7 protein-coding genes are annotated in these 12,114 nt (G+C 40.1%); all 7 read right to left on the bottom strand.

Annotation, left to right across the window (positions count from 1 at the left end; genetic code table 11):
* Positions 1-40: 40 nt before the first annotated feature.
* Complete coding sequence (locus ACYVM0_RS08015) at positions 41-2,185, bottom strand: glycoside hydrolase family 2 protein (RefSeq protein ID WP_460555110.1); 2,145 nt, start codon at positions 2,183-2,185, stop codon at positions 41-43.
* A 106-nt stretch (positions 2,186-2,291) separates the two neighbouring features.
* Positions 2,292-3,482 carry a glycoside hydrolase family 5 protein gene (locus tag ACYVM0_RS08020; protein ID WP_460555113.1) on the bottom strand — a complete coding sequence of 397 codons (1,191 nt, stop codon included), beginning with the start codon at positions 3,480-3,482 and terminating at the stop codon, positions 2,292-2,294.
* A gap of 58 nt (positions 3,483-3,540) precedes the next feature.
* Entirely contained in the window at positions 3,541-4,911 is a 1,371-nt protein-coding gene (locus ACYVM0_RS08025; RefSeq protein ID WP_460555116.1) for a 3-keto-disaccharide hydrolase, read from the bottom strand.
* A gap of 33 nt (positions 4,912-4,944) precedes the next feature.
* Positions 4,945-6,288 carry an SUMF1/EgtB/PvdO family nonheme iron enzyme gene (locus ACYVM0_RS08030; protein WP_460555119.1) on the bottom strand — a complete coding sequence of 448 codons (1,344 nt, stop codon included), beginning with the start codon at positions 6,286-6,288 and terminating at the stop codon, positions 4,945-4,947.
* Between the two features lie 40 nt (positions 6,289-6,328).
* The gene (locus tag ACYVM0_RS08035) at positions 6,329-7,234 is read right to left on the bottom strand and encodes a substrate-binding domain-containing protein (protein WP_460555122.1); all 906 of its coding nucleotides are present in this window, start codon (positions 7,232-7,234) and stop codon (positions 6,329-6,331) included.
* A gap of 6 nt (positions 7,235-7,240) precedes the next feature.
* A complete protein-coding gene (locus ACYVM0_RS08040; RefSeq protein ID WP_460555125.1) occupies positions 7,241-9,577 on the bottom strand; it encodes a glycoside hydrolase family 3 N-terminal domain-containing protein in 2,337 nt (778 codons plus the stop codon).
* Between the two features lie 3 nt (positions 9,578-9,580).
* The gene (locus ACYVM0_RS08045; RefSeq protein ID WP_460555128.1) at positions 9,581-12,103 is read right to left on the bottom strand and encodes a glycoside hydrolase family 3 C-terminal domain-containing protein; all 2,523 of its coding nucleotides are present in this window, start codon (positions 12,101-12,103) and stop codon (positions 9,581-9,583) included.
* Between the last annotated feature and the right edge of the window lie 11 nt (positions 12,104-12,114).

Here is a 12,114-nt window from a genome sequence, read left to right on the forward strand (position 1 = left end):
ACATAGTATTAAGTCTTTAATAAAACAGTGATGGACACGATCAATTACTTACTGTAGTTGATCGTGCCACCAAAATATCTCTTACACTCTCCACTTTTTCTCCATTATAATTAATTCTCGCTATCAATTTATACAATCCGTTTGCAGCAGGGATTTTAACAGCGCAATTTTTAATCTCCACTTTAAATGCAGCAGCAATAACAGGAATGCGCTGATGTGAAATTACTTTGTCGTTTTCTGTAAGTTCTATTTCCATATTACCTTTCCAGTCTTTATTTAAATCATTAATTACATAAACGGGAACAGAAATTACAGTATCGGGCTGATACGATTTCTCCCAGGTATCTACCATTAAACCTACCGGCGAAAAAGATGCTTTTACATATCGGGTAAATGCCGGCCAATAGGTAAATTGTTCTACATTTTGCAGAAGATCGCTGGTTTCTCCCCGGGGAACCGTTGGGCGGGAATAGGATAAGCCTGCAAAGTACATGACTGCTGCTGAAGTGCGATGAGCCCTCCAGTATTCAGTTAAAGCAGCAGTAAGCCGGCAACATTTTTCTATCCGCTGTTCATTAGTAACAACATCCTTAAAAAAATTCCTGTACACATTTTCAGATAATGTAGTAGCAGAACCATCCCTGTTTACCCATAGCCATGCATATTCATTTAAAACAATTGCATTGTCATACTTTTTCCCATCCGGTGATGGATCCTGCTCGTTAGGATCGTTGGACGGAATACGGATTTTACCCATGAGTTTTTTCAGTATACCTTCTTCCGGCTCTTTGGCATCTTTTAAATGGTAGGGATAAAATAAATAGGGATGTGCTTCTATCGGATCATCCGGCGATGCCGGAGCCGAATAGCCATTATCCCACGGACGATTGGATAAATCGAGATGACGAACTTTATTAATGGCTAAGCCGGTTTGCTTTGCAACGGTTTCATTTTGTGCATCCCAGATCACGATGCAGGGATGATTCCAGCGTTCTTTCATCCATTCGGTATATTCCAATGCAATATGTTCCGGCGTAACTTTTTTCTTAATGCCTCCTTTGCCTCCCCAGATAGCATATTCATCCTGTATCAACATCCCTGTTTCATCAGCTATATCATACCAGAATTGTGGCGCAGGGCCAACATGAAAACGCACAATATTCCAGTGCATTTGCTTAAAGCGTTTGAATAATAAACGCACCCACTTTTCATTCCACGGTAAATTATTACGTAGCGCATCCTCAAAAAAACGGTATACCGGTACGTTGGTCCCTCTTAAAAAATAAGTTTGGTTATTTAAAAGAGCTGTCTTTGCATTTTTATCAAATCTAAAACTCCGCATACCAAAACGGGTAGTTTGGTCATCAGTACCTGTAGTAGTTTTCAGCTCATATAAAAAAGGTTGCTCCGGGCTCCAGAGCTTACAGTTACTGATTTTTGCTTCAAAGGTTACGGTATCTGTGCCACCCGTTAAATCAATTTCAGCCAGACCAGCATAAATTATTTTTTTACTGAGCCATTCTCTTACCTGGTAATTTATTTTTTGCTTTCCCTTTTTTCCAAAACCATTTATTGCTGCAACTACATTTATTTTTTTGTTGATAATGTCTGGTGCTATCTGAATATTTTCTACGTAAGCCCCGTTTGAAAGAATGAGATTTACATCATCAAAAATGCCGGGCAAAAATTTCGTTTTTTCAAAATCATTTCCGTTCACCATGGTGTCAGGAAAATTATCGAAAGTACCTAACCGTAGTACCAATTCGTTATCCTGTCCGTCAGTTTTTAAAAATTGACGAATATTACTTTCATAAGAAGTAAATGCAGTCTGATGAATATAGACTTCCTTTCCGTTGATAAATAACTGCTTGCTGTAAGCTGCTTTCTTTACCTGAAGCAATACATTTTGTGGCAATACCCCTTTAATTGCAAATGTTTTTTTATACCAGAAATACCTTAAAGAGTCTGCACCTTTTTTTACCGTATTAAAGCCGGGCACTGCCATATCAATTAAAGACGGCACAGTTATGCTATGGGTAAATACGGATGGGATATTGGTGGCATTTGCGTTTTCTTCCACCTTCCATTCACCATTTAAAGAAATTATTTTTCTTTGGCTATAGGCATCATCGTTACACAAAGATGATAGTACAATCAAAAAAACGATCCGGGTGAATGAGCGCATAATAATGTATTGCTTCTTTTGTTTTAACTTATGTAAGCCTGTTATTTTACAACAAGCTTACATATTTTTGAATCACTGCTAAAAATTAATTTCTTCCAAACAATTTCTATTGTGCCATCATTGCCGGCACGATGTTATTGGAAAATGCGTATACAGATCCGTTCTTGTAAATCAGACCAAACCACCCCCTGTCATCCCATGCAGTGAATGACATTTTCTGAGCCCTGCAGGTAACGTTGAAAATCCTGTAATATCCACGAACTATTTCAGTATTACGTTCAGCTGTATTCGATTGTCTGCCCACACCAAATTCGCCATAATTAACAGGTACATCAATCAGTACTGAATGAACACCTACTTTCTTGATAGCATTTTCAAAAGTGGCACTGCCGGGCCATGCCGCATTGCTGCCGGTTTCTCCGCAAAAAGCCCATGGGTCGTATGTATGTACCTGGATGGCGAGGTATGCATCGGTACCACCGCCGGGAAGGCTTGCTTTATCGGGATATACTTCTTCAATCATTCCCTGGTTGCCCTGACCATTTGGTTCTACCATAATTACACGGGTGGCGTTATTGCCGCCGGTTGCCCTGATGGCATCGTACCCAACTTTGTTCACCTGCCTTGTCCACGCCAATTGTTGTGCTCCAGTTGGCAAAGGATAAGTTGTTCCGCTCCATTGGCCTAATTTACCTTCCGGTTCGTTGATCACATCAAACAATAATTGCCTGGGCTCATCTTTAAAAAAAGTGGCAATGCTTGTCCATAAATTGGCAAATTTTGTATCGTAAGCTGCACTGCCATCGTAGTTATTTTTAATCCAGTGTTCATGATGTGTATTTACTACCACATACATTTTTTTAGCCAATGCATAGTCAATTACTTCTTTCAGTTCCAGCAGTCTGGGGTGACTAGTATTCACATTGCCATTAGCATCTGCCAGGTTACTGCTGAATCCATCCATCCATGTTACAGGAATACGTATATGCCGCATGCCGGCACTATAATACAGGTCGATAATTTGTTTAATAACAGACGGAGTGGTTGCGTTGGCATTACTTTCAAACGTATTGCCCAGGTTAAATCCTCCTCCCATATCTACGATGATTTCTTTTGCAGTAGTTGAATTGGTATTTATAGGTGGTATTACCGTGGGTGGTACTATTACAATCGGCGTAGGCGCCGGGGTATCTGATTTTTTCTTACATGAGACAAGCGTTGTAAATAAAAACAATACTGCCAATGCGTAGAAAATATTTCTGCATGAGATTGAAATATTCATTTGTATTTGTTTCATAATTTTTATTTTGATTGATTGAATAAATTATTTTTTTAAGTGCCGACTTCCCCGGTAATTACAGTTCTTTAATTTTTATATTTTTATAGCTAACTGCATTTCCATGATCCTGCAAAAGGATGTGCCCCTGGTCAGCTTCACCAAAATTTTTCCAGGCGGCATATTTACTGATGGCAACAAGGTCTTTCAATTCTTTTGAGCCCCTGATGTATTCCAGCACTTTTATGCCGTTGAGGTAATGCTCCACTTTATTATTGGGATATACAATGATGCGTCCCGTATTCCATTGGCCAATGGGGCGTAAAAATCTTTTTTGTTTTTGTGCTTTGATAAGGTCATATAAAGATGCCAGTGTCCGGTTACCATCCCGGCCCAGTTTGGCATCGGGATGCAGTGTATCATCCAGCACCTGGTATTCCAGGCCAATAGAAGAGCCCTTAGTATCTTCAGAAAGTGTTACAAAATATTTTACCCCGCTGTTTGCCCCGGCTGTCAATTTAAAATCGAATGAAAGATCAAATGCAGCATACTCCTCCATGGTAACAATATCCCCACCATTAGCAGATTCTTTTCCTTCTGCTTCAACAACAGCAATTGTTCCGTTAGCCACTGTCCAGCCTGAATCGGGAAAGGCACTTCCTTTGGCACTTTTCCAACTCCTGGTTGTTTTGCCATCAAATAACAGGCGCCAGCCATTTCTCTTTTCATAAGCGTTTAACTGGTTAGGCAATAAGTTAACTACATAGATACCTGGCGCAAATGGCATTGGTTTAAGATCAGTGGTTTTGATAAAGATGTTTTTAAAGCAAACTTTTTTGCCAACATGACCGGCAGAATAAATTTCATGTACCTGCAATCCAATAAAACCCTTTGCATCTACCGTATCAACTACATAAGCAGCTGCAACACCATTCACCCAGGTTCGCATTTCGTTGCCAATGCACTCCACACGGTAATGATTATACGTATTTTTTTTGTACGCCTTTTGTGCTGCCTGGTTCAATTGCATGGGGTACAACCATTCCCTTCTTCCTTCATCATAAATACCTCCCGTCCATCGCCTGGGCGTAGGATCAATTTCGCACTGGCGGCCATATACCCTTCCCTCTCCGTTATACCCTGCAGGATTTAAATGGCTCCTGGTTTGTAAGCCGGAGTTACCTTCTTCATCCTCCACATATACGTCTGCTTCAAGTATAAAATCACCATATTCTTTTTCTGTTACCAGAAAACTATTGTGTGATTTTGCCACCGTTCTGCCCACAATTACGCCGTCTTCTACGGTATACGTAGCAGCACCGGCTATTCTTTTCCAGCCTGTAAGATCTTTACCGTTAAAAAGACTTTGCCATCCTTTTTCCTGTGCCAGCATGTTTACCGACACCGAAAGAAAAAATATACATTGCACCAGGCGAAGATTTAATGTCATGATCATAAATTTTATTTGTGATAACCGATTATTTTATTGGCTAAGTTTAAAATCGAGGTAATCGTAATTCATATTACCATTGCTCACCGTTTTTAAAGTGAGCACATGCGTACCTTTTTTTAATGTCACTGTTTCCAATGAATCTATCCTGTTCCAGTGATGCCACTGCCTCCACGGAATAGTTTCATTTTCATTCCTGGTTGAAGGAACAAGTACTTCAGGTGTTATGGCTTTCCCGTCCAGCAATAGCATGATAGTTCCGTCGCCGCTCGCTGTAAACATCATGCCTACACTATATTTCCCGCTAACATTTACTTTAACCGTGTAATTGATCCACTCTCCCGGCACCATCCACCCGGCGTACAACGATCCCATTTCAGGTTCTTTTACATTGTAGGGATTATTGTCAATATCTCTATCCTTGGTATAAGAGATATCAACTCCTTCGTTCATCCGGAATTCGTTGAGAAAAGTTCCGTTGGCAGGATTTAGTTTTCCATTACCGTTATTAACACTATCCTTATCATGATAGGCAATGGCTTCTCCGCCCTGGTCGTACCACTCACATTGAATTTTTCCGGGTATTTGCTGCGGTTGGTTATTCCAGGGTTTGCCCGGATAGTTTTTAAAAAAATTTTTGTTAACAACAACAGTGTCACCAGTAAATATTATTCTAAAGCCAACGCTGTTACTGCAATGTGTTGGTGTATTTCCATAACGGGCATCCAGGTGGCCCGGTTGCTCGCCGGCGTACCAGCTGCCTCCCATGTGTACACAAAAACTGCTGTCGTTTACCGGCATATCGTTCATGCACCATTCCCATACATTGCCACTCATATCGTAAATACCCAATTCGTTTGGTTTCTTTTGGCCAACAGGGTGCACCTGTTGACTGCTGTTGTTTTTGTACCAGCCAACTTCATCAAAATTATTGCTGCCTGCAAACCTGTAGTGTTTTGTGCGGACACCTCCCTGTGCAGCATACAACCATTCCATTTCGCCTGGTAAACTACCTCCCATCCAGCTGCAAAATTCAGCTGCACCATAGTAACTCACCATTACCATGGGATAATTTTCAAAGCCATGTTTTGCCCTCCATTTTTTTTCTGCAAATTCAATCTGCAGGTCTTTAGAAGCAATATTGATCAATACTATTCCTTTATACTTTCCGTCAAAACCTATCTGCTTTGAATTTAAAAAAGCCACATACCCCTCATTAGTAATTTCATACTTCGAGATCTGAAAACTTTTTATATTGACTGCATTACCTTTAAATAATACTGTACCACCTTTTACCAATATTCTATCCACAGGATTTGCACCAAGCTGTAAAACAGCAATACAGGTTAAGCATGTGATGATGGTTTTTAGTTTCATTGACTGACCCTATTTATAAATTGTAATCTTTTCAATATGCTTACTGTATCGACAGAAACCCTGCCCGTTGAATCAATTGCTGCCCTTTATCTGATAACATAAAATCAACAAAAATTTTGGAAGCACCAGCTGGCATTCCATTGGTGATAACATTTAATCTTCTATGGATAAAATATTCGCCGTTGGCAATAGTTGCTGTTGTAGCTTTTATCCCATTAAAATCCAATGCTTTTATAGCAACTTTTTTCTTTTGATACCTATTAAAAATCTGTAAAGGAAAATACGTAACGGCACCTGGCGTTTTCAAAAGCATTTCCAACGCAGCGTCATCTGTAGATGGTGAGGCTGCAATAGTTTTACACCATTTGTTCTTTCCCTTTTCACTATACACAATACCAGTATTAAGTGGTTTAGTTTCCAATTGCATAAAGTCAGCAAAAAGTTGAATCGGGTCATAGGCCTTTAAACGACCAATCACTGCAATGGGTAAATCATTACCGCCAAGCTGTTTCCAATTGGTATATGCACCTGTATAAATACCGGCAATTTGTTCAAAACTTAAATTGCTTACCGGAACGGCAGACGAAACAACCACAACAAGTCCATCCAAACCAATTGGAGTTCCAATAACTGTTGCAGATTTTTTTATTTCAAAGTCTTTGAGGTTTCGTGTGGTAACTGCAACAGATGCCTTGCCTGTAATTACATCATCTACCACATTACCGGTTTCATCAGTTTTTGACGTGATGTTCATGGTTGGATTGGCTTTTGAAAAAACAGGCTGCACCAATTCCATCAAATGCCTGGTGGTAACGGCAATCCCCATTTTTAAAGTATCGTTTAACTGCACCTGGGCACTTAATTTACCGGGACTACAAACACATAGCATCAATATGGCATTGAAAAAAAATGCTGCCATTAAGAAAAGTCTTTTACAATTTTTCATTCTTTATTATTTAATCACTTCAAATTTTTCTGATAAATACTCTGTTGAATTTTTGCCTACCTGTATTTCAAATTCTCCAGGCTCCACAATACGCTTCATATCCAGGCCATAGTATTGAAGTTTATCGGCTGTGATGGAAAATGATACCGTTTTTGTTTCTCCTTTTTTTAAATGAATACGGGCAAAATCTTTTAACTCCTGTACCGGACGTGTAACCGAACTTACCATATCGTGTATGTAGAGTTGTACAATTTCGTCACCATCCATATCGCCTGTATTTGTTACGTCAACAGTAACGTTTAGAGCACCGCCGGCAACTATTTTTTTAGTACTTAGTTTAAGATCACTGTATTTATAAGTAGTGTAACTCAAGCCATAACCAAAGGAAAACAAAGGCGAATATTCACCAGAGATGTAAGGACTTTCATGCACATAGGGTTTGTGATTATAATAAACAGGTAATTGCCCTACAGAACGGGGGATAGTTACTGCCAGTTTACCGGAAGGATTTACTTTTCCAAACAATACATTAGCTACCGCATTACCCTGCTCTTGCCCTAAATACCATCCTTCAATGAGCGCAGGAGCTTTTTCTGCTAAATAATTAACAGATAAAGGACGGCCATTTACCAACAAAACGGCTGTAGGCTTTTTCAATTCAAAAATTGCTTTAGCAACATCGTTTTGCCTGCCTAATAAATCGAGGTCATAACGGTCACCTGTATGTCCTTTCCATTCTTCACGGCAGGTCAATTCATTTTCACCCATTACCAATAGAACAGCATCGCAGGTTGCAGCCAATGCCACAGCATCAGCAATTCTTTTATTTTCAGCGCCTGCCGTTTTATCATCTGCCTTAATGGTTAAATCATTCTCATAAATTTTAAACCCTTCACTGTACAATACTTCAAACCTGCCCCTGGCATATTTTGATAAACCTTCAATAATGCTAACGCCCGGTGACTTATCATTGGAATAATTACCATAGTGTACCTCATCTGCATCGGGGCCAATTACAGCAATGCGTTTAATTTTATTTTCGTCAAAAGGCAAAGTGTGGCTTTCGTTTTTTAACAATACCATGCCTTCTTCTGCTGCACGCAATGCCACAAAACGATGAGCTTTTTTTATATTTACTCTTTCTGTTTGGCCTACAGGATATATATATGGGTGTTCAAATAAACCCATGATAAATTTATTGCGTAAAACTCTTGCTACTGCTGAATCTAAAACAGCTTCTTTTACTTCGCCGGCTTTTATGAGTGCAGGTAAAAAACGAAAACAGTACTCCTTCCAGTTAGCCGGGCATTCAAAATCCATTCCCGCATTGATGGCTCTTTTACCGGCTTCGGCCTGGTTCAGCGCTGCATGCTGACGGGTTACCATCCTGTTCACTGCATCATAATCAGAAATTACATAGCCATTAAATTTCCACTCGCCACGCAATACATCTGTCAGCAACCATTTATTAGCATGATTTGGAATGCCGTCTATTTCGTTATAAGAAGCCATTACGGTGCGGACATTGGCCTTTTTTACAGCCATCTCAAAAGGAAAAAAATGATTTTCACGCAATACTCTTTCCGAGAAATTTGCAGGTGCTAAATTGGTGCCCCCTTCCGGTTGCCCATGTCCTGAAAAATGTTTGGCACAGGCCATTAAATGGTCACTATCAATTACAGCAGAACGGCCTTGTAAACCATAAATAGCACCCACGCCCATCATGGCAACATGGTAAGGATCTTCGCCTAAAAATTCTTCTGAACGTCCGAAGCGGGGGTCCCGCAATAAATCAATTACAGGTGTTGCCGCATGCGAAATGCCATAGCTACGCATTTCTTTTGCCACTGCTGCAAACACATTTTCTATTAATGTTGTATCCCAACTGCTGCCCAGTGCAGGAGGTACAGGAAACACCGTTGATGCAGTATCGTTACCTACAAAGCCGTGGCAACCCTCACCATTGGAAATAGCAGGAATACCAAGCCTTGTTTTTTCTACAAAGTATTTTTGAATAGCGTTGAACCTTTCAGCATAATCGGCTACAGGCATCTCCACTTCAAATTGTAAAAAGCCCATACCATTTTTTATGGTGTCACCTAATGCTGCAATAGCTTTTTGTAATGTATCCGGTATGCTCAAATTTATTGTTGGGTGCCATACATCTAACTGGCGGCATTTGTCTTCAATTGTCATTCTGCCAAGCAGATCTTTGATGCGTAATGCAATAGAAGCTTTTGGATTTTTATAAATTGGTGTAGCCCTTTTTTGTGCTGCAACAGTGCATGCTATCATCAGAGATAACAATAGCAAACAATAATATTTAACCAATAGCTTATTCATTTTTTAGTTCAATATTTTTACAAGTTCCATAGGAATTACTTTTCCACCAGGCACAATCAGTTGTCCTTTACAGGTATTATTTTGCTTATTTAAATCTTTGTCTTCTGCAACCTCAATGGTAGCAGTGATATTAAATTTCCCGTTCATTGCTAGCCATTCTTTTCCATTCAAACCCTTTGCGCAAGAGAGTTCCATGCCACCAACAGGTATTACTGAAGTGGTAGTATAAGAAGCAGCTACTTCTTTACCATCTACATAAAAATGCACTTTACAGGTATCCCCTTTTTTAATGGCAGCCGTGCCGTTGTTAATTACAGAAGCCATAAAAACAACAGGCTCTCCCACTTTTGGGAAAGCCGGCATAGTGCGAATATTGGTTACCGATAAGTCAGGTTGAGGATCGGCTTTAAGCAGGTTGAATTCAGTTTTCAATAGCAATTTATCCGAGGCACTGCCAATCTGCACTATAAATTTTCCTTCCGGTACCTGGTAAGATCTCGTGGTTTCATTATAGATATAGAACTCTTCCGGCGTTAATTGAAAGCTGATATTTTTTGTTTCGCCGGGCTGCAGCAGTACTTTTTCAAAACCACGCAATTGTTTTTGAGGCATTGCAACATCGGGAAAAATTTTTCCTGTAGACAAATACAATTGCGCCACTTCTTCGCCAACCCTGCTGCCCGTATTTTTTAAATCGAAAGAAATTTTTATCAACTCTCCAACAGCAGCATTTTGTTTATTGATCCTGATATTTGAATAGTTAAAAGTGGTGTAACTTAAGCCTGCGCCAAAGGCAAATTCAGGAATTAAATGCTGACTATCAAACCAGCGATAGCCCACACCTTTAGTAACTAAATTTCTAAAATCCGGTGTAATGGGAATGATCTGGCTATCATCTTTCGGTATGGTTGCAGGTAGTTTGCCAGAAGGATTGTAATTGCCAAACAATACGTCCGCAATGGCCCTTCCACCTTCCTGCCCCGGGTAAAAAGCATACAACAATCCCTTTACATTTTTAATAACCGGTGTAACGCTGCATGTACCTCCCGAAATCACGACCAGCACAATATTGGGATTCACTTTTGCTATGGCATTGATCAATTCATTTTGCATACCGGGTAATAAAACTGTTTGCGAAGGCCTGTCTGGTCTTGCAACAGTACCACCTCCTTTTTCATCTGCTTCTTTGTTTATAAAATAACCTTCGCCTTCTATTGTACTATCCAGGCCTCCCACAAATATTACGCAGGCTGATTTTTTTGCTGCTTCGATAGCTGCATTAAATTGCGATTGATCTTTGTCATTAATATTGCAACCTTTTGCATAATTCACTTTGCCATCACCTATTATTTTTCTTATTCCTTCTTCAACTGTAATGCGGTAAGACGGACTTACTTTTGAACTACTGTTTCCATCCAAAGGCAATACGGCCGCGTTAGGGCCAATAATTGCAACAGACCTGATTTTTTCTTTGCTGAGTGGTAAAATATTTTTGTTGTTCTTTAACAACACCAGGCTTTTCAGCCCGCTTTCGTACACCAGTTCTCTTTGTTGTTTATTATCAATAACCGCCACAGGTATCACCGGCACTCCGTCCATCATACCCGAAATAATTTTTGTACGCAATACATTTTTTACAGCCCGGTTAATTAAACTGCTATCAAATGTTCCGTCCTGTACGCCCTTTGGCAATTCTTTAATGTACAAATCATTGCCTTCGCAAAAATCAAGTTCGGCATTAAGTGCTTTACCCGTTTCTTTAAAGCCACCCCAATCGCTCATGGTGTAATAATTAAAGCCCCAATGGTCTCTTAACAGATCTTTGATGAGGTATTTATTTTCGGCACATTTATCGCCATTGATCCAGTTGTAGGCACACATTACCGATATAGCGCCACCCTGCTGAATAGCTCTTTTCCAATGGTAGCCCCAGAATTCCACCAGGCTTCTTTCGTCACTTAAATAGTTATTGGTTCGCCTGTTTATTTCGTAGGTGTTTAAATTGTAGTGTTTGATGGTACCAAACACCGAGGTAGTATTTTGCCCTGCAATAAAAGCTGCAGAAATGCGGCCACCTAAAAAGGGATCTTCGCCAATGGTTTCTGCTGCCCTGCCAATTCTAGGGTCAATTAACAGATCTAAAGTGGGGCCTGCAATCCTGTCTCTGCGCCTTGCCGCCTGCTCTACAGCAATACCCCTTCCTACCCTTGCAATCAAACCAGGGTCCCAGGTTGCAGCCATGGCAATGGTTACAGGAAATGAAGAAAAACCTTTTGCCTTATTGCCAATGCCATGAGGCCCGTCACTTCCTGTAAATTGAGGAATGCCTAACCGTTTGTTGCCATCTGTCTGATAATAGAGCTGCTCAATTTTTTCCTGCATCGTCATTTCAGAAAGCAGCGTGTCCAGGCGTTCTTCCAAAGCATTTTTATTTTCTGTTACCTGTGCAAAAGATGTTTGAGCCACCAGCAACATTATTATGCCCATCAAAGTAGCAACAACAAATGAATAAGATATCGCTTTCATACCAAAGAAAT

The organism is Ferruginibacter profundus, from assembly GCF_054783275.1.